A 20,035-nucleotide genomic window follows, 5' to 3' on the forward strand; every position below is an offset into this window, starting at 1 on the left:
GTGCGGCGCGCCGGTGGCTATCGGGTGTACCAGGTGCGTAACGTGCCGGACATGGCCTTTCGGACCTGGGGCAGACTGCTGCTCACGGCGCTCGGGGTGAGCGTGCTGGCCGGAGCCGGCCAGCTCGGCGTCGCGTACGGTTTCGGCATCGTCCGCCTGACCGGCGCATTCACCGGCACGACCGTCAACCAGTGGCCGGCCCAACTCGTCTGGGTGGGCTGGTTCGCCGCGAACGCCGCCGTCGCCGGCGCCGTCCTGACCGGACGCCTCGCTCACCGCGACGCCCCGGCGGCCAGCACCAGCCGGCAGTTGGCGGTCGGTGGCGCGGCGGCGCTCGGCGCCACCGTCATCGCCCCGCTCTGCATGCAACCCGCCCGCGCCGCGGAGCTGATCTCCGTTGACCCGGTCTGGGCGGTGGGCATCTGCGCCGTGGTCGGTGCGGTGATCGGGGCGGGCGCGGCGATCGCCGTCCTGCTCCGGCCCGAACTGGGCTGGAACATGGCCGCCGTGGCCGGCGCGGTCTGGCTGCTGGCGCTGATCTCCGTCCTGCCGTCGCTCGGCACGGCCGGCCCACTGCCGACCGTCCGGCTCGGCGTCCTGGAGCCGAGCTGGCTCGACGACGCCGCCGCCCAACGGTTGGCGCTGCTCCTACTCCCGACCGTGGCGCTGCTGGCCGGCGCGGCAACTGCCGGGCTGGCTCGCTGGCGGGGCCAGCCACCACTGGTCAGTGGGGCCACCGGGGTGGCCGGTCCGGTGCTGGTGGCGTTCGCCTACCTGACCGCCGGTCCGGGCGACGCGGTGGACCGATACCAGGCCACCCCCTACTACGGCGCGTTGATCGCGATCCTCGCCGGGGCGCTCGGCGCGGCCGCCGCCGCGCTGCTGCGCTGGCCGGTCACCCGTGCCGCCGATCCGCAGACGATCGAGCCCACCGCCATTCTGCGGCCGCTGCCCGCCGGCCCGGCGCTGCCCAGCGCCGCGTCGGGGGACGACCGGGACACCGCCGAGCGCACCGACTCCGAGTCGGCCAACGCCGCACTGTCCACCGGCGCGCAGCGTGGCGGCGTCGTGGCGGGTCCGCGGGCAGTTGGCGAGCCCGATGGCGTACGCACCGTCCCGGCCCACTGGGACTGGCCGGAGACCACCGCGAGTGGCCAGCACGGTCCGACTCCCGCCGCCCCGGCCCAGCCCGCGGCCTGGCTGACCGCGCCGACCGGTGAGTTCACCGCCGCCGGGCAGACGTCCTCGGCGCGCCGAGATGATGTCCCGGCCACGACCGAGCCCTCAACCAGCGCTGACGTCAGCCACCGCGCCGACGTCAGCGACCGCACCGACGCCACCCCGACCAGCGCCGCGGCCGGTCGCGTCGACGCCGCAGCCGCGACGGATGACCGAGCGGTCGACGAGCCGATCGGCAGCACGGCGACCGGCACGACCAGCTCGGACGCGACCAGCTCCGACACCGGCCGTACGGCCGGGACCACCGCCGCCCCGACCAGCACGGACAGCGGCACGGGCGGCGGTGCGGACAACGGCACCAGCGGCACGGAGGCGGCCGGCGCGACCGGCACGGAGGCGGCCGGCCACGCTACGCCCGAAGCTCCGCGGACGATCAGGCCGCGCCGGACCCGTAAGTCGAAAGCCAATCCGGACGCCACCGCCTCCGAGCCGGCTGACGACACTTCCCCTGCCGGTTCGGCAACCACCGACGCGGGGGCCACCGAATCAGCGGCCACCACTGACGAGACGCCCACCGGCCCCGCAAGGAAGGGCAGCCGGTCGGCCAGGTCCGCCGGCAGCAGCACCGGCCCCGACGCGGCCACCGACGCCCCGGCACCCGGCCGGGGCAAGCGGTCCGGCCCGACGACCGAGGTCGCCTCGGGTACGGCAGCAGCCGGCACCGCCGCGAAGCGAGCACCGGCGACCGCCGCAAGCGAGGCGACGCAGGTGCCGGCCGACCCGGAGTCCCCGAGCACACCCGCCGAAACCACCGAGGCACCGACCGGCGTGACTCCAGCGCCGGCCACCACGACTGGCGCGAAGCGGACGCCGGCGCTACCCACCTCGACCGGCCATTCCGGCGCGGAGGCCGCTGCTGCCCCGCACGTTCCCAAGGCTGGCCCGGACGTTCCGAAGGCTGGCCTGGACAGCAGCGCAGCGCCGACCGGCGCGACCTCCTCGACCAGCGATTCCGCAACGGCCGGGGCTGGTGGCACCGACAGCGCACGTTCTGCCGTCGAGGGCGTGCCCACCGCCGGGTTGTTCGGGGTCAGCGCCGCCGGCGACTCGGACGCGGACCTGTGGACGCCCGCGCCGTCGGCGTGGCCGGTCACCTCGACGTGGGCTGTGCCACCGCACGCCGCCGAGCCGGGGCCGACGGCATCGGAGGGGTCGAGCGGTTCGGGCGAGCCGAGCGGGTCGACGCCCCGGCCCCGGCATCGTCCCTCGTTGCCGGACCTGAGCCAGGCCGGCACCTGGAACGCCTTCGACACGTCTCGGCGCGCCCGGTCGACGCGATCGCAGGACAGCTCCACGGCGGCCGAAGCCAGCCCGACCACCCCTGCGGCCGAGCCCCCGGGCTCGCCGGGCTCTCCCGGCACGATGGGCGCGCCCGCCGCCGCCAGCACCACCAGCGACAGCACCGCCAGCGACAGCGGCACCGGTGAGGTGGCGGCTACCGAGGTCATATCGACGCCGCCGAAGGTGGCGGAGCAGCCCTCCCGGCGCGGGCGGCTCGGCGGGCTGTTCCGCCGCAACCGTTCCCGCGCCGACGAGGAGAGCCCGAAGACGTCAGACGACGCGGAGCCGCTGGCGACCCAGGACGAGGAGTTCGTCGACTGGGTCGCCGGCCTGAGCAAGCCGGTGTCGGACAACGAGCCCGAGCGGGAGAACGGCCGACGGTCGTTGCGTTCCACCGGTCGCCACCACCGCGACTGACCCGGCCGCCGCACGCCGCCCGCAGACACCGACCGGCTGATCGACTCGGGTTCACGGAAACCGGGCTGAACCGCCCGCCCGGACACCCCGACTTCAATGAACCCGAGTCGATCGCCGCAGGGTCACCCGCGCGGTCAGGCGAGCGGCAGATAGACCCGTCCGCCGCCGGAGACGAACTCCTCCGACTTGTCCTTCATGCCGCGCGCCGCGTACTCCTTGAGCTCTTGGGTGATCTTCATGGAGCAGAACTTCGGGCCGCACATCGAGCAGAAGTGCGCGGTCTTCGCCGGCTCGGCCGGCAGGGTCGCGTCGTGGTACGAGCGCGCCGTCTCCGGGTCCAGCGAGAGGTTGAACTGGTCCTCCCAACGGAACTCGAACCGCGCCTTCGACAGGGCGTCGTCCCAGGCCTGCGCGCCGGGGTGTCCCTTGGCCAGGTCCGCCGCGTGCGCCGCGATCTTGTACGCGATGACGCCCGCCTTCACGTCGTCCCGGTCCGGCAGGCCGAGGTGCTCCTTCGGCGTGACGTAGCAGAGCATCGCCGTGCCGAACATGCCGATCATCGCGGCGCCGATCGCCGAGGTGATGTGGTCGTACGCGGGTGCGATGTCGGTGGTCAGCGGACCGAGCGTGTAGAACGGCGCCTCGTGGCACCACTCCTGCTGCAGGTCCACGTTCTCCTTGATCTTGTGCATCGGCACGTGGCCAGGCCCTTCGATCATCACCTGGACGTCGTGCGCCCAGGCGATCTTCGTCAGCTCACCAAGCGTGCGCAGCTCGGCGAACTGCGCCTCGTCGTTGGCGTCGGCGATCGAACCGGGGCGCAGCCCGTCGCCGAGGGAGAACGTCACGTCGTAGCGCGCGAGCAGCGCGCAGAGCTCCTCGAAGTTGGTGTAGAGGAAGTTCTCCTCGTGATGCGCCAGGCACCACGCCGCCATGATCGAACCGCCTCGGGACACGATTCCGGTCACCCGGTCCACGGCCAGCGGCACGTACGGCAGGAGCACCCCGGCGTGCACCGTCATGTAGTCCACGCCCTGCTCGGCCTGCTCGATCACGGTCTCCCGGAACACCTCCCAGCTCAACTTCACCGGGTCGCCGCCGACCTTCTCCAACGCCTGGTAGATCGGCACCGTCCCGATCGGCACCGGCGAGTTCCGCACGATCGCCTCACGGGTCTCGTGGATCCGCTTGCCCGTGGACAGGTCCATCACGGTGTCCGCACCCCAGCGGGTGGCCCAGGTCAGCTTCTCCACCTCCTCCGCGACCGACGAGCTGACCGCGGAGGTGCCGATGTTGGCGTTCACCTTGACCAGGAACGCCTTACCGATGATCGCCGGCTCGCACTCCGGGTGGTTCACGTTGAGCGGGAGCACCGCCCGACCGGCGGCGATCTCAGCCCGCACGAGTTCCGGGTCGACGTTCTCCCGGATCGCCACGAACTCCATCTCCGGCGTCACCACACCGGCCCGCGCGTACGCGAGCTGGGTGGGCCGGCGACCGTCCAGCCCGGCCAGCGGCGTGCCCGCACCCCGCACCGGTGCCACGTCACCCCGCTCGGCGATCCACGGCCCACGCAGCGGCGGCAGCCCCACCTCCGGGTCCGAACCGGGGCCGGACGTGTCGTAGAGCCGCACCGGCGGCAAATCTCCGGTCAGCCCCACCTCCGCGAACGGCACCCGGACATCCGGCCGGGAACCCTCGACGTACACCTTGCCTCGTGCGTGCATGACAGCCTCCTTGGTGATCAAGCGGACCAGCCGAAGTGGTTCAACGGCCCGCGCCCCGCGCCCAGCTCCCAGCCCCGCGCGCCGGTCAGCGCACGGAGCACGTATTCCTTTGCGGCCCCCACCGCAGCCGGCACCGGATCACCCAGACCGAGCCGCACCGCGATCGCCGCCGAGAACGAGCACCCGGTGCCGTGGGTGTGCCGGGTCGCCACCCGGGGTGCGCGCAACAGGGTGGTGACGCCGCCGCCGTGCAGCACGTCGACCGCTTCACCCCCGTCGAGGTCACCGCCCGTGACCACCACGTACTCCGGGCCGCCGGCCACCAGGGCCTCGGCGGCCACGACCATCGCGGCCACGTCGTCCACCGGGCGTCCGGTGATCGCCGCGGCCTCCGCGCAGTTCGGGGTCGCCACCCTGGCGTACGGCAGCAGCCGCTCCACCGCGCCCACCACGCCGAGCCGGTGACCACTCGTGGCGACCAGCACCGGGTCGACGACGAGCTGAGGCAGCCGGCCGTCCCGAGCCGCGTCCGCCACCACGTCCGCGATCGCCGGGGTGCCCAGCATCCCCGTCTTCACCGCGCAGACGGCGAAGTCGGTGAGCACACTGTCCAACTGCTCCGTGACCGTGCGCGGCGGCAGCGGCAGCACCGCGTCGACACCTCGGGTGTTCTGCGCGGTGACGGCCGTGAGGACGCTGGTGCCGTACGCGCCCAGCGCGGCGAAGACCTTGAGGTCGGCCTGGATACCGGCACCTGCGCCGGAGTCCGAGCCGGCGATGGTGAGGATGGTGCGCGGGGTCATTTTCCGTCGCCTTTGGTTGCGGTTGGGGGCTGCGGCGGGCCGTTTCTGGTTGCGGTTGGGGGCTGCGGCGGGCCGTTTCTGGTTCCGGTTGGGGGCTGCGGCGGGCCGTTTCTGGTTCCGGTTGGGGGCTGCGGCCGACCGTGCCCACTCCGGGCGGTCAGGCTTGATCCCTGCATGGGCACGGTCGGCCGCAGCCCCGATCGTGGGGACCTGGCTGACTCCGCGCCGGCTTTAACGAGCTTGGGGGTGACCGCCTTGGCATAAGCGCTGGTCAGACTCGCCGCTGTTTCGGTGGGGTCTTCTGCTCGCATGAGTGCGCCCAGGACTGCTACGCCGGTGGCTCCTGCTTGGACGCAGGCGGTTACCTGCTCCGGGGTCTCGACTCCGCCGAGGGCCAGCACGGGAACCTGACTGGTCCGAACCAGGCTGCCCAGCCCTGCAATGCCCAGGGGTGGGCCGTAGCCCGGTTTCGTTCTTGTGGGCCAGATTGGGGAGATGGTGGCGTAGTGCTCGGTGGTGAGGCGGGTCAGCTCGGTGTGGTCGTGGCAGGAGCGGCCGACCAGCGGGTGGGTCGGCGGCGGGTACGGGCCGGCGGCGGGCAGGTGCACGGCGTCACCGCCGAGCGGGTCGGGGCCGGCCACGATGAGGGTCCCGTCGACGTCGGCGAGGATCGCGCGCAGGTCGGCGGCGACGGCGGCCCGTTCGGCGCGGGGCAGGTCCTTCTCCCGCAACACCACCCAGCGCACTCCCCCGGCCACGGCCCCCGCCACAACCCGCTCAAGCCGACCGCGAGCGACCAGCCGATCGGTCAACACGACAACCCCCGCCGGGATCTTGGAAGGAATGGGCCCCTCCAGGGGCAGATTGCTTCCAAGATCTGCTGCCGGGTGGGGTGCGGGGTGGGCGCGGCCGGGGGTCACAGCTCGGGTCGACCCTCGTCGGGGGTGGAGGCGAGCGCGTGGAACCGGCGGGCGATCCGCCCGGCGCCGGCGGCCAGCCGGCCCGCCTCGACCGCGTACCGCATCGCGGTGGCCATCGCCACCGGGTCGGCGGCGCGGGTGACCGCGCTCGCCAGCAGCACCCCGTCACAGCCCAGCTCCATGGCCAGCGCCGCGTCGGACGCGGTGCCGATGCCGGCGTCGAGGATCACCGGCACGTCCACACCCTGCCGGATGAGTCGAATGTGGTGCGGGTTGCCGACGCCGAGCCCCGACCCGATCGGCGAGCCGGCCGGCATCACCGCGGCACAGCCCACGTCGGCGAGGCGGCGGGCGAGCACCGGGTCGTCGCTGGTGTACGGCAGCACGGTGAAGCCGTCGGAGACCAACTCCTCGGCGGCGCGGAGCAGCTCCACCCCGTCGGGCAGCAGCGTCCGCTCGTCGCCGATCACCTCCAGCTTGACCCAGTCGGTGTCGAACGCGTCCCGGGCCAGCCGGGCCACCTTCACCGCCTCGGTCGCGGTGTGACAGCCGGCGGTGTTGGGCAGCAGGCGTACGCCGCACCGGTCCAGCAGCTCCAGCAGCCCACCGGTGGAACCCGGTGCCGTGCCCACCCGGCGCAGTGCCAGGGTGACCAGCTCGGTCCCGGAAGCCCGGATCGCCTGCTCCAACACGTGCAGGTTCGCGGCGCCGCCGGTGCCGAGGATCAGCCGTGAGGTGAAGGTCTCCCCGCCCAGTTCGAACGGCACGCCGCTCACCCGCCCTGCGCCGCGGTGAGCACCTCGACGCGGTCACCGTCGCGCAGCGCCCGGGCCGGCCAGCCGGTCCGGGGCACCACCTCGCCGTTGACCGCGACCGCCACCCCACGTGGGTGCGCCACGATGTCGCGGACCAGGTCCGCCACCGAGGCCCCAGCGGGGACGCTGCGCCCGGCCCCGTTCACCGTCAACTCCACCGGTCCCCCTCCATCGTCGGTTCAGGTCCGCCCACCGCGACACCGGCCAGGTCGAAGCGGTCGGCCCGCAACGGCGTGAGCAGCGGATCGGGTACGCCGCCGAGCACCAGATCGGCGATCAGGTCGGCGGTGATCGGGGTGAGCACGATGCCGTGCCGGTGATGGCCGGTGGCGGCCAGGACGTTCGGCCGGTCGGGCAGCGGCCCGACGATCGGCGTGTTGTCCGGGGTGCCCGGGCGCAGCCCGGCGACCGCCTCGACCAGGTCGTACTCAGCCAGTTCGGGCAGCAGGTCGATCCCGGCGCGGAGCAGCCGCTGGACCGCGCCGACGGTGACCGTGGTGTCCGAGCGTTCCTCGACCGTCGCGCCGAGCACGACCTCGCCGTCGACGCGGGGCACCAGGTAGATGGGCTCGCCGTCGGCGTACCCCCGGATCACGTGCCGGAAGCCCGGCGCGACGCCGTCGGGCGCGCGGAGTCGGAGGATCTGGCCCTTCACCGGTCGCACCGGCAGGCCGGTGAGCGCGGCGGCCCCGCAGCCGGTGGCGACCACGGTGACCTCGGCATCCACCTCGGACAGCCGTCGGACCGACTGCGCGACGAGCACCGCGCCGGCCCGCCGCGCGGCCGCGCGCAGTGCCGGCACCAGCAGTCGGGGGTCGACCTGGTGGTCGGTGGGCGCGATCGCACCGCCGCGCACCCGTGGGGCGAGCGCCGGTTCGCGGTCGCGCAGCTCGCTGGGGCGCAGCGGCGTCACGGGCAGCCCCAACCCCTGCTGGTACGCCCAGAGCCGGCGCGCCTCGGCCAGGTCGTCGCCGGTGAGCCCGACCAGCAGGGTGCCCTCGGTGCGGTAGCCGATGTCGATGCCGGTCGTCTCGGTCAGCTCGGCGGCGAACGCCGGCCAGCGGGCGGCGGACGCCAGCAGCAACTCGGTCAGTTGCCGCTCCCCGAAGTACGCCTCGGCGACCGGCGAGAGCATGCCGGCGGCCACCGCCGACGCCCCCGAGCCGGGTGCCGGATCGTGCACCACCACCCGCAGCCCGCGCAGGGCGCACCGCCAGGCGATCGCGAGCCCGATCGGCCCCGCTCCCACCACTGCCACGTCCGGCCGGACCCGGTCGCTCGACGGCGCTGACGGGGACCGGCCGGTCAGCACGTCAGGGCCTCGATCAGCGCGGCGGTGGCCCGTGCCGGGTCGGCGGCGGTGGAGACGGCACCGACCACCGCCACCCCGTACGCCCCGGCGGCCCGCAGCGCCGGCACCCGGGCGGCGGTGACGCCGCCGATCGCGATGACCGGAACGTCCACGGCGTCGACGACGGCGCGCACCCCGGCGGGTCCGATGGGATCGGGTAGGCCGGTCTTGGTGCCGGTGTGGTGGCACGGCCCGACGCCGAGGTAGCTGGCTCCCGCCGCGACGGCCTCGTTCGCCGTGCCCGGCGCGCGGGCGGTGGCGCCGAGCACGGCGGTGGGGCCGAGCACCCGGCGGGCGGCGGCGACCGGCAGGTCGTCGGCGCCGACGTGCCCGCCGGCGGCGCCGACCGCCAGCGCCACGTGCAACCGGTCGTTGACCAGGCAGGTCGCCCGGTACGGCGCGCAGAGCGCCAGCACCCTCCGGGTCAGGTCGTACGCCTCGCGGTCGGTGGCGGAGTCCTCGACCCGGACCTGCACCACCAGGTCGGCTCCGGCCACGGTGAGGGCGGCGCGCACCACGCTGAGTGGGTCGCGACCGGGTCGGGTGTCGGTGATGAGATGCAATCGAGCCAGGGACGGCACGGCAACGCTCCTCCCTGCGCCGGCATTACCCGGATCAGGTTCGACGGTCGGGGGCTGTCAGCCCCCCTCTCAGCCCGGTACACCGGGCTCCCGTGGGTTACTTGCGTGTCACCGTACGACAGATCCGCCGGCCTGCCAAGGCGCGGGGTGGGCGACGGCCGGCGGACCGGCCGGGCAAAAAACGAGCAAGATCCATGGGGCACTTCATGTGGTCCTGTTCGGAATGTCGCCCACCGTTGCAGAACCGTTACCCGTCTGCATCTTGCCCGACATCGAGCCAGCCGAATTAATTTGTTCAGCGATTCGACAAAATGTCGGTGGGGGCACCCTGGCACGGTGTGATCCACCGGCTCCATCAGGGACGGCATTCGGCGAGCCGACTCCCGCGATCTCTGTCACTACGACACAGGAGGCGGCGTGTCCCGTTCTCGTCGTGCCCGCGTACCCATCACCGCAACCCTAGTTTCCCTGGCCATGGCCTCGACAACCCTGTTCGGCGCGCCTGCCCAGGCGGCCGCCCAGGCCCCCGCCCGGGATGCCCAGGCGGCAGCCCCGGTCAGCCAGGTGGCCCCGAAGGCGGCACAGGCCGCAGCCGATCCCTTCTCCGTCCTCGTCTTCTCCAAGACCGCCGGCTTCCGGCACGACTCCATCCCCACCGGCATCGCCGCCATCCAGCAGCTCGGTGCCGCCAACGGATTCACCGTGGACAACTCCGAGGACGGCGCCGCATTCAACGACGCCAACCTGGCGAAGTACAAGGCGGTGATCTGGCTCTCCACCACCGGTGACGTGCTCAACGCCGACCAGCAGGCGGCGTTCGAGCGCTACGTGAAGGCCGGCGGCGGTTACGTCGGCATCCACGCCGCGTCGGACACCGAGTACAACTGGCCCTGGTACGGCGACCTGGTCGGCGCGTACTTCGCCAACCACCCGCAGAACCAGACGGCCACGGTCAAGGTGGAGGACCACGCCCACCCGTCCACCGCCGAACTGCCGGACCGCTGGTCGCGGTTCGACGAGTGGTACAACTACCAGAGCAACCCCCGGCCGGACGTCCACGTGCTGGCCAGCCTGGACGAGAAGAGCTACACCCCCGGCGCTGGCGCGATGGGTGCGGACCACCCGGTCGCCTGGTGTCAGGACTACGACGGTGGCCGCTCCTGGTACACCGGTCTGGGGCACACCCGGGAGTCGTACGCCGAGCCCCAGTTCCTCTCCCACCTGCTCGGCGGCATCCGGACCGCGGCGGGCGTCGAGAACGCCGACTGTGGCGCCTCGAAGACCTCCAACTTCGAGAAGGTCACGCTGGACAGCAACACCAGCAACCCGATGGAGTTGGACATCGCCCCCGACGGGCGGGTCTTCTACATCGAGCGCGACGGTCGCGTGCAGATCGTGAAGCCGGACACCGGCAACACCGTCACCGCCATCGACCTGGACGTCTTCACCGGTAACGAGGACGGCCTCATCGGCATCCGGCTCGACCCGGACTTCGCCACGAACAACTGGGTGTACCTGTACTACGCCCCGAACGACGGGGTCACCCGCAACCTGCTGTCCCGATTCACGGTGACCGGCGACACCATCAGCCCGGCCAGCGAGAAGCAGGTGCTGCGGGTCGACACCCAGCGCAACACCTGCTGCCACGCGGGCGGCAGCATGACCTTCGACGGCGAGGGCAACCTCTACCTGGCCACCGGCGACAACACCAACCCGTTCGAGTCGAACTCGTACTCGCCGATCGACGAGCGGTCGGGTCGCCAGGACTACGACGCGCAGCGCACCTCCGCCAACACCAACGACCTGCGCGGCAAGGTGATCCGGATCCACCCCGAGGACGACGGGACGTACACCATCCCGGACGGCAACCTCTTCGCGCCGGGCACCGAGAAGACCCGTCCCGAGATCTACGCGATGGGCTTCCGCAACCCGTTCCGGATCGGCACCGACCCGAAGACCAACACCCTGTACGTCGGGGACTACGGGCCGGACGCCAACTCGGACAACCCGAACCGCGGCCCCCGCGGTCTGGTCGAGTGGAACATCGTCACCCCGGGCAACTACGGCTGGCCGTACTGCACGGGCACGAACGAGGCGTACAACGACTACACGTTCCCGTCCGGTCCGAGCGGCCCGAAGTTCGACTGCGCCGCGCCGGTGAACAACTCGCCCAACAACACCGGCCTGACCAACCTCCCGCCGGTGGTCCCGGCGACCGTCGACTACGGGTACGCCGGTGACGCGCGTTACCCGGAGATCGGCGGCGGTGGCGCCCCGATGGGCGGCCCGGTCTACCGCTACGACGCCGACCTCAACTCCAACCGGAAGTGGCCGGCGTACTACGACGGTAAGGCTCTGCTCGGCGAGTGGAACCAGAACAAGATGTACACCATGCAGGTGACCCCCGACGGCAAGTCGTTGGTGGACATCAACCAGCTGCTCACCGGCATGAGCATGATCCGCCCGATGGACTTCGAGTTCGGTCCGGACGGCGCGCTGTACCTGATCGAGTGGGGCAGCGGCTTCGGCGGCAACAACGACAACTCCGGCGTCTACCGGATCGACTACACCGCCGGTGACCGTGCGCCGATCGCGGTGGCGTCCGCCAACCCGACCTCGGGCCCGGCGCCGCTGGCTGTCACGTTCTCCAGCACCGGCTCCCGGGACCCGGACGGTGGCACGCTCACCTACGCCTGGACGTTCGGCGACGGGCAGACCTCGACCGAGGCCAACCCGACGCACACCTACGCCACGGCGGGCAACTACACCGCCCAGCTCACCGTCACCAACCCCAAGGGTCGTACCGCGGTGGCCAACGTGCCGGTGACCGTGGGCAACACCGCGCCGACGGTCTCCATCGAGTTCCCACCGGACGGCGGCTTCTTCAACTGGGGCGACCAGGTCCGTTACTCGATCAAGGTGACCGACCCCGAGGACGGGCAGATCGACTGTGACAAGGTGCAGCTCCAGGTGCTGCTCGGTCACGACGAGCACGCCCACCCGCTGGAGCAGCACACCGGCTGCACCGGCACCGTGCAGACGTCGCTCGCCTCCGGGCACGGCGCCGAGGCGAACGTCTTCGCGGTCTTCGAGGCCACCTACACCGACGAGGGTGGCGCCGGCGGGTCCGGCGCGCTGACCGGCCGGCACATCGAGGTGCTCCAGCCGAAGCAGAAGCAGGCCGAGTACTTCACCGCCACCGGGCGTGCCCCGGTGAGCACCGGCGGCGGAGACCCCGGCGTGCAGCGGGAAGCCGGCGCCGACAGCGCCGGTGGCGGCCAGAACATCGCCTTCATCGAGGACGGTGACTGGTGGTCGGTCGCCCCGGCGGACCTGACCAACATCACCGAGATCCGGTTCCGGGCCGCCTCGGCCACCACTGGCGGTCGGATCGAGGTCCGTGCGGGTGCGGTTGACGGACCGGTGGTCGCCACGGCCGTCGTACCGTCGACCGGCGCGTGGCAGACGTACACGGACGTGAGCGCCCCGGTCACCGGTGCTGCGAGCGGCTCGCTGTACTTCCTGGCCCGTGATCCGAACGGCGGAACGGGTTCGCTGTTCAACGTCAACTGGATGGACTTCATCGGCCGCGGTGTCACCGAGAACGCGCCGCCGGTGGTCAGCGCCACGGCCACCCCGGCCACCGGCACCGCACCGGTCACCGTCGAGTTCGACGGCACGGCCACCGACGCCGATGGCGACACCCCGCTGACGTACGCCTGGGACTTCGGTGACGGAGGCACGGCGACCACGTTGGACGCCAGCCACACCTACACCAGCCCGGGCCTCTTCACGGCCACCCTCACGGTGACCGACAGCAAGGGCGCCAAGGCGTACGCCACCGTGCCGGTGCGGGTCGACGCTCCGGACACGTCCTGCTTCGGGGCGCGTTCGGACGACTTCAACGGCAACAGCCTCGACAAGGAGCGTTGGACCAGCGTCATCCGCGAGAACCAGCTCTATTCGCTCAGTGGCGGCGCGCTCCTGCTGCCCACTGCCGTGGGTGACCTCTACGGCGCTCGCAACGACGCCACGAACCTGGTGCTCCAGGCGGCCCCGACCGGCGCCTGGGAGATGACCACCAAGGTCACGCTCCCGGTGACGGCCAACTACCAGCAGGCAGGTCTGCTGGTGTACGGCGACGACGACAACTACGCCAAGCTGGACCTGCTGTACAACGGCAGCCGGTCGGTGGAGTTCATCCGGGAGACCGCCGCCACGCCGCGCAACGAGGCTGCCGACAGGATCGCCGCTCCGGCGGGTGACACCGTGTACCTGCGGGTCACCAGCGACGGGACGAACCTGACCGCCGGCGTCTCGGCCGACGGGCAGACCTTCACCGCGGTCGGCCGTTCGGCCGCGCTCGCCGGCATCACCAACCCGCGCATCGGGGTCTTCGCCCTCAACGGCGGCACCGAGGCACCGGTCGTCAACGCGGCCTTCGATTCGTTCCAGGTCACGCCGGACGCCCCGGCCGGCCCGGTCGACCCGTCGGACGAGTTCAACGGTGACACGCTGGACAAGTGCCGGTGGGACGCGATCCTTCGGGAGGACCCGACCGGTTACCGGGTCACCGGTGGCGCGCTGCGCATCGACGTGCCCAACGGTGACATCTACGGCACCGACAACACCGGGCCGAAGAACTTCATCCTCCAGACCGCGCCGTCGGGCGACTGGACCCTGGAGACGAAGGTCGACGGCAGCCTGCTGAACGAGCAGTACCAGCAGGCCGGTCTGCTCGTGCAGGCCGACGACGACAACTACCTGAAGTTCGACTTCATCGCGGACAACCAGGCCGGCTCGGCGGTGACGCGGCGGATCGAGTTCCGCAGCGAGATCGCCGGGGCGGTGCAGAACCCGCAGCCGGAGGTGACCGGACTGACCACCGCCGAGTGGTTCCTGCGGTTGGCTCGCACCGGCGACACGTTCACGGCGTCGTACTCGGCCGACGGGACGACCTGGACCGCGTTGGAGTCGTTGACCAACAGCGCGGTCGGGGCCACCCCGAAGGTCGGGTTGTTCACCCTCGGCGCCAACCAGACGGCGTCGAAGACGGCCGCGTTCGACTACTTCCGGCTCAGCACGGAGGTGGCCGACGAGACCGCACCGGTGACCACGGCGGCGGTTTCCGGCACCCCGACCGAGGGGTGGCACACCGAGCCGGTGACGATCACGCTCACCGGCGCCGACGAGGGCGGTAGCGGCCTCGCCAGCACGGAGTATCAGCTGGACGACGCCACCACCTGGACGGCGTACACCGCTGCGGTGGCGGTCAGCGGGGACGGCGAGCACGAGCTTCGGTTCCGCTCGACGGACAAGGCCGGCAACGTGGAGGCGACGAAGACCGTCTCGGTCAAGATCGACGCCACCGCGCCGGTGACCTCGGCGACGTTCGCTCCGGCGAACGACGCCGGCTGGCACAACGGGACGATCCCGGTGGTGCTGGCCGCGACCGACGCCGGTTCCGGCGTCAACACGGTGGAGTGGTCGCTGGACGGTGGCACGTGGACGCCGTACTCGACGCCGGTCGAGGTGACCGGTGACGGGGAGCACGAGCTGCTGTTCCGCTCGACGGACAAGGCCGGCAACGCCGAGACGCTGAAGTCGGCGGTGGTGCGCATCGACGGCACCAAGCCGACGCTGCTGGTGTCCGGGCTCGCCGACGGTCAGCTCTACGGCGACAGCCAGGACGTCCGGGTGTCGTGGCAGGCCGTCGACCCGACCTCGGGCATCGCGAGCGTGGTCGGCAAGCTCGACGGTCAGGCGTACGCCAGCGGCACGCTGCAGGCCATGTACGACCTGTCGCTCGGCCTGCACGAGCTGACCGTGACCGCGACCGACAAGGCGGGCAACGAGACCACCTCGACGGTCCGGTTCTTCGTCACCACCTCGTTCCGGGACATGCAGAGTCTGCTGGACCGGTTCAAGGCAACGGGGCGGCTCTCGACCAAGGCGCACCGGCAGTTGTCGAACAAGCTCGACAACGTCCGGGCGTCCGAGGCGGCCGGCGACGACAAGGCGGCGGTCCGGCAGCTGACCGCGTTCCGGACGCTCGCCTCCGACACCACGTTGGTGACTGAGGCGGAGATCCGGGACGTCCTGATCCGGGACGCCGACGCCATGATCGTTCGGCTCGGCGGCACGGCCAGCAAGGCCGGGGTCAAGGCGAACGACGGCGACTCGGTCAAGGGTGCCGGGCGGCTCGGTGGCGATGCCACCCGGCTGGCACCCGGTCGCCAGCTCTGATCCGACGAGGCCCCTCCCCGGCGCTACGGCGCTGGGGAGGGGCCTCCCTCATCGGTAGGGAGGAGATGTCCGTGACGGTCATCCGCAAGGCGTTCGCCGCCGTGTTCGTCGGACTGGCACTGACCCTGTTCGCCGCCGCCCCGGCGGCGCAGGCCGCCCCGGCGGCGCAGGCCGCCCCGGCGGCGCAGGCCGCCCCGGCGGCGCAGGCCGCCCCGGCGGCGCAGGCCGCCCCGGCGGCGCAGGCCGCCCCGGCGGCGCAGGCCGCCCCGGCGGCGCAGGCCGCCCCGGCGGCGCAGGCCGCCCCGGCGGCGCAGGCCGACAAGCTCAAACTCACGGTGGCCGGCGACGGGGCCGAGGGCGTCACCATCCAGGCCACCCACCCCGACGGCCGCCGGCTGGAGCAGGTGGTGCGGTTGGTCCTCACCGCCACCGGCCCGGACGGGCAGCGGATCGGGCCGGTGCAGTTGGAGCCGCAGCCTGAGGGGCACGGTTTCTACAGCAGTGGGCCGGTGCTCTCGGCCGGCACGTGGAAGGTGACGGTGAAGTCCCCCGCTCCCCTGCAGGGCGAGGCCACCGCCACGGTGCAGGCCCGAGCGGCCCAGACGCCGCCCGCTCCCGAGCCGGTCGCGGTGACCAAGCCGACGGACGGGGCAGGCGGTGCAGGTGCCGACTGGTGGCCGTTCGCGGCGGCCGGTCTCGTCCTGGTGGCCGCGGCGATGGGGGTGGCCATGCTGTTCGGCCGCCGCCGCACCGACTGACGAAGACGATCCCGTCGCACCGACGGACCACGAAGATCGCGCCGCACCGACGGACCACGATGATCTCGCCGGAGCGGCCGCCTGACCGACACTGACGGCGAAACGGGCCGGGCCGCAACCAGCGGCCCGGCCCGTCGTCATCTCACCCACCAGACCGGGGTTGGTCGGTCACCGCCAGCCCTCGCTGGCGTCACCTGGCTGCCCCGCCCGGCATGATCGACTCGACTTTCCTGAAACCGCGCCTTCCCCGGCCCCAGGTCACCCCGACTTTCAGGAACACGAGTCGATCAAGGCGCCGCGTCGGCCGCACCGCACCGCACCGCACCGCACCGCACCGCACCGCACCGCACCGCACCGAGCCAGGCTGGACCGAGCCCAGCCGGACCGAGCCCGGCCGCACCGAGCCCAGCCGCTCTGCTCAGAGGATGGCGCGCAGCGCCGCCAGATCGTCGTCGCTGGGCTCCCAGGTGCCAGCGGCGGCGTTGGCACGCACCTGCTCGGGCGTGGTGGCACCGGCGATCACCGAGGTCACCGCCGGCTGGGCGGCCAGCCCACCGATCGCCACCTGGAGCATGGTCAGACCCCGCTCGGCCGCGTACGCCTCGATCGCCTCGATGGTGTCCCAGTCGGCTGCGGCGAGCCGCTCCGCGTACCGGCCACCACCGGAGAGTCGGCTGCCGGCCGGCGGCTGAGCCTCGCGCTTGTACTTGCCGGTGAGCAGCCCGTTGGCGAGCGGGAAGAACGGCAGCATGCCGAGGCCGAACCGCTCACACGCCGGAATCACCTCGGCCTCCACCGAACGCTCCACCAGGCTGTAGTGGTTCTGCGCGCTGATGAAGCGGGACCGGCCGTTGGACGAGGCGACCCAGTCCGCGTCGGCGATCTGCCAGCCGGCGAAGTTGGAGTTGCCCAGGTAGCGCACCTTGCCGTCCCGGACCAGGTCGTCCAGGGCCGCGAGGGTCTCGTCGATCGGGGTGCCCGGGTCGGGCTCGTGCATCTGGTACAGGTCAATGTGGTCGGTGCCGAGCCGACGCAGCGACGCCTCCACCGCGCGGGCGATGTAGCGCCGCGAACCGCGGGCCCCGAAGTCCGGCCCGTTCAGGCCGTTCATGTCCATGCCGAACTTGGTGGCCACCACCACGTCGTCGCGGCGTCCCTTGAGCGCCTGCCCGAGCAGCTCCTCGGAGCCGCCCTGCGGCTCGCCGTAGATGTCGGCGGTGTCGAACAGGGTGATCCCGGCGTCCAGGGCCGCGTCCACCACCGCCCGGGTGCCGTCGAGGTCGAGCTTGCGGCCGAAGTTGTTGCAGCCGATGCCGACCACGGACACCACGAGCCCGGAGTCGCCCAGCCGGCGATAGGTCATGTCAGTCACGAGATCCACCCTATGCCGGTCGGGTGCGGGCCACTCCGGCGGCGGCTCAACCGACCACCTCGGTGACCAGCTCACGGGCGGCGCCCAGGGTTGCGGTCAGCTCGGCGGGGCTACGGCCGACGGCGCTGAGCAGAGCCTGCGCCCGCTGCTCGAAGTGTGGTGGGGCCCCGGGCAGCCGCCCCGCGGCGGCGATCATCCCCTTCTCGTTGACAAGCCACCGGCCCGCGCGGGCGTGCAGCACCTGGGCGAGCACCCCGACCACCCGGAACAGGCACCCGGCGACGTATCCGCTGTCCCCGCCGATGGCGGCCTTGGCCGCTCCGGCCAGCAGAAACCCGGCCTCCCAGCCGCCGGCCACCAGCGTGTCGGCCAGCGCGGGCGGATAGTCCCGGGTCTGGTCCCGCAGGCGGGTCAGCTGGCCGGTCGGGTCCGCCAGCACCTGGCACAACGCCACCTCCCCGACGTAGGCGGACGAGTAGAACCCGAGCGGGTGCCCGGCCTGCACCCCGACCTCGTACCGGCCGGCCTGACAGTCAGTCCAGACGCGCTGCACCCGGTCTAGGTCCCGGTAGATCCAGTCCACGGCGACCCCGCCGATCCGCAACCAACCGCCCCCGTCGACCCAGGGGCCCCAACCGCCGGGGGCGGTGAGCGCGACGTCGGTGTCGTCGGCGACCGTCGCGGCGACCGCACGCAGCGCCGGCAGGTCCAGCTCACCCCGGTAGTACAGGCCCAGGTCCCAGTCGGAGTCGGGACGGTGTTCACCGCGCGCCCGGCTACCACCGAGCGCCACGGCGACCACCCCCCGGACGGCGCACAGCCGATCGGGCAGGTCGACGGGGATCACCCGACGTCCCAGACCGGTTCCGGGGTCTCCACCACCTCGTTGTCGCCTCGGAACAGCACGAACCGGTCGAAGGAGCGGGTGAACCACCGGTCGTGGGTGACCGCGATCACCGTCCCCTCGAAGGCGTTCAGGCCCGCTTCGAGAGCTTCCGCGCTGGCCAGGTCGAGGTTGTCGGTGGGCTCGTCGAGCAGCAGCAGGGTCGCCCCGGACAACTCCAGCAGCAGCACCAGGAATCGGGCCTGCTGCCCGCCGGAGAGCGTGCCGAAGCGCTGGTCGCCCTGCGCGGCCAGCTCGTAGCGACTGAGCACGCCCATCGCCGCGTGCCGGTCCATCCCGGTGCGGTGGTCGTCGCCCCGCCAGAGGATCTCGACCAGCGTCTTGCCCATCAGTTCCGGCCGGTCGTGGGTCTGCGAGAAGTGCCCGGGACGGACCCGGGCACCGAGCCGGGCGGTGCCGTCGTGTGCCACCGGAGCGAGCGCGCCCGCGCCGTCGACCGGCCCGTTCGCCGGGTCCGGGTCGGTGCCGCCGCGGGCCAGCAGCCGCAGGAAGTGCGACTTGCCGGTGCCGTTGGCACCGAGCACCGCCACCCGGTCGCCGTACCAGATCTCCAGGTCGAAGGGGAAGGTCAGGCCGTCCAGCTCCAGCTGCTCGCAGACGACCGCGCGCTTGCCGGTCCGCCCGCCGCTGAGCCGCATCCGGATGTCCTGGTCCTTCGGCGGTACGGGCGGCGGCCCGGCCTCCTCGAACTTGCGCAACCGGGTCTGGGCGGCCTGGTAACGGGAGGCCAACCCGTCGTTGTACGCCGCCTTCTGCTTGTACATCAGCATCAGCTCGCGCAGCTTCTGGTGCTCCTCGTCCCAGCGCCGACGCAGCTCGTCGAGGCGGGCGTGCCGGGCCACCCGCGCCTCGTGCCAGCTGGCGAAGCCGCCCGGGTGCACCCAGGCGCTGCCGCCCTCGACGGCGACCACCCGGTCGGCGCTCTGGGCCAGCAGTTCGCGGTCGTGCGAGACGTAGAGCACCGACTTCGTCGACTCGCGCAGTCGCGCCTCCAGCCAGCGTTTGCCGGGCACGTCGAGGAAGTTGTCCGGTTCGTCGAGCAGCAGCACCTCGTCCGGGCCGCGCAGCAGCAGCTCCAGGGCGAAGCGCTTCTGCTGGCCCCCGGAGAGGGTCCGCACCGGCCGGTCCCGGACGGCGTCCCAGGGTTGGCCGAGCACGATTGTCGCGACGGTGTCGAAGAGCACCTCGGCGTCGTACCCGCCGACCTCGCCCCACGCGCCGAGCGCATCGGCGTACGCCAGCTGGGCCTTGCCCGCGGCGTTGCTGAACTTGCCGCGCGCCTCGGCGGCCCGCATGGCCGCCTCGGTCTCGCCGAGCCGCCGGCCTGCGTCGCGCAGCGCCGGCGGGGCCAGCGACAGCGCCAGGTCGGCGAGGGTCGACTCGTCGCCGATCATGCCGATGAACTGGCGCATCACGCCCAGCCCGCCGGCGCGTGCGACGACGCCGGTGCGCACCGGCAGGTCACCGGCGACCATCCTCAGCAGCGTCGTCTTTCCCGCGCCGTTGGGGCCGACCAGGGCGACCTTGCTGCCCTCCCCGACCCGGAACGACACGTCGGCGAAGAGTTCCCGACCGTCGGGCAGGATGTGCCCGACCGCTGCCACGTCCACGTATCCCACGC

12 protein-coding genes, 1 pseudogene and 1 riboswitch are annotated in these 20,035 nt (G+C 72.5%); of the genes and pseudogenes, 3 read left to right on the forward strand and 10 right to left on the reverse strand.

Annotated features, from left to right (window positions below):
* Window positions 1-51: 51 nt before the first annotated feature.
* Entirely contained in the window at window positions 52-2,937 is a 2,886-nt protein-coding gene (locus EV382_RS21745; protein ID WP_130404697.1) for a hypothetical protein, read from the forward strand.
* A gap of 134 nt (window positions 2,938-3,071) precedes the next feature.
* On the opposite strand, the gene thiC is transcribed toward EV382_RS21745, so the two are convergent.
* The 7 genes and pseudogenes from thiC to thiE all read right to left on the reverse strand — a co-directional run bounded on the left by thiC (window position 3,072) and on the right by thiE (window position 9,134).
* Window positions 3,072-4,664 carry a phosphomethylpyrimidine synthase ThiC gene (gene thiC / locus EV382_RS21750; protein WP_130404699.1) on the reverse strand — a complete coding sequence of 531 codons (1,593 nt, stop codon included), beginning with the start codon at window positions 4,662-4,664 and terminating at the stop codon, window positions 3,072-3,074.
* A gap of 17 nt (window positions 4,665-4,681) precedes the next feature.
* The gene (gene thiD / locus EV382_RS21755; protein ID WP_130404701.1) at window positions 4,682-5,467 is read right to left on the reverse strand and encodes a bifunctional hydroxymethylpyrimidine kinase/phosphomethylpyrimidine kinase; all 786 of its coding nucleotides are present in this window, start codon (window positions 5,465-5,467) and stop codon (window positions 4,682-4,684) included.
* A 260-nt stretch (window positions 5,468-5,727) separates the two neighbouring features.
* A pseudogene (locus tag EV382_RS21760) lies at window positions 5,728-6,300 on the reverse strand (thiamine phosphate synthase); the annotation flags it as partial.
* Window positions 6,301-6,383: 83 nt separating this feature from the next.
* Window positions 6,384-7,163, reverse strand: coding sequence for a thiazole synthase (locus EV382_RS21765; RefSeq protein ID WP_130404703.1), 780 nt, complete (start codon window positions 7,161-7,163; stop codon window positions 6,384-6,386).
* On the reverse strand, window positions 7,160-7,360 hold the full coding sequence (thiS, locus tag EV382_RS21770) for a sulfur carrier protein ThiS (protein WP_130404705.1): 201 nt from the start codon (window positions 7,358-7,360) through the stop codon (window positions 7,160-7,162). Before thiS ends, EV382_RS21765 begins: the two co-directional genes overlap by 4 nt.
* Window positions 7,351-8,514 carry a glycine oxidase ThiO gene (gene thiO, locus EV382_RS21775; RefSeq protein WP_208758465.1) on the reverse strand — a complete coding sequence of 388 codons (1,164 nt, stop codon included), beginning with the start codon at window positions 8,512-8,514 and terminating at the stop codon, window positions 7,351-7,353. The genes thiS and thiO overlap by 10 nt, the downstream gene beginning before the upstream one ends.
* Window positions 8,508-9,134, reverse strand: coding sequence for a thiamine phosphate synthase (thiE, locus tag EV382_RS21780; RefSeq protein ID WP_130404707.1), 627 nt, complete (start codon window positions 9,132-9,134; stop codon window positions 8,508-8,510). Before thiE ends, thiO begins: the two co-directional genes overlap by 7 nt.
* A riboswitch (TPP riboswitch) is annotated at window positions 9,129-9,238 on the reverse strand. (Overlaps the previous gene by 6 nt.)
* A 370-nt stretch (window positions 9,239-9,608) precedes the next feature.
* Here thiE and EV382_RS21785 point away from each other — a divergent pair.
* Together EV382_RS21785 and EV382_RS21790 are read left to right on the forward strand one after the other, a co-directional pair.
* Entirely contained in the window at window positions 9,609-15,380 is a 5,772-nt protein-coding gene (locus EV382_RS21785; RefSeq protein ID WP_244236780.1) for a ThuA domain-containing protein, read from the forward strand.
* Window positions 15,381-15,451: 71 nt separating this feature from the next.
* Window positions 15,452-16,138, forward strand: a complete 687-nt coding sequence (locus EV382_RS21790) for a hypothetical protein (RefSeq protein ID WP_208758466.1) — start codon at window positions 15,452-15,454, stop codon at window positions 16,136-16,138.
* A gap of 418 nt (window positions 16,139-16,556) precedes the next feature.
* Here EV382_RS21790 and EV382_RS21795 read toward each other — a convergent pair whose 3' ends face one another.
* The 3 genes from EV382_RS21795 to EV382_RS21805 are packed head-to-tail and all read right to left on the reverse strand — an operon-like array spanning window position 16,557 to window position 20,033.
* Window positions 16,557-17,519 carry an aldo/keto reductase gene (locus EV382_RS21795; RefSeq protein WP_208758467.1) on the reverse strand — a complete coding sequence of 321 codons (963 nt, stop codon included), beginning with the start codon at window positions 17,517-17,519 and terminating at the stop codon, window positions 16,557-16,559.
* A 37-nt stretch (window positions 17,520-17,556) separates the two neighbouring features.
* Entirely contained in the window at window positions 17,557-18,357 is an 801-nt protein-coding gene (locus EV382_RS21800) for a nucleotidyltransferase domain-containing protein (RefSeq protein WP_130404711.1), read from the reverse strand.
* Window positions 18,354-20,033, reverse strand: coding sequence for an ABC-F family ATP-binding cassette domain-containing protein (locus tag EV382_RS21805; protein WP_130404713.1), 1,680 nt, complete (start codon window positions 20,031-20,033; stop codon window positions 18,354-18,356). The genes EV382_RS21800 and EV382_RS21805 overlap by 4 nt, the downstream gene beginning before the upstream one ends.
* Window positions 20,034-20,035 lie beyond the last annotated feature (2 nt).

The sequence above is a fragment of the Micromonospora violae genome (assembly GCF_004217135.1).
Lineage (GTDB): Bacteria > Actinomycetota > Actinomycetes > Mycobacteriales > Micromonosporaceae > Micromonospora > Micromonospora violae.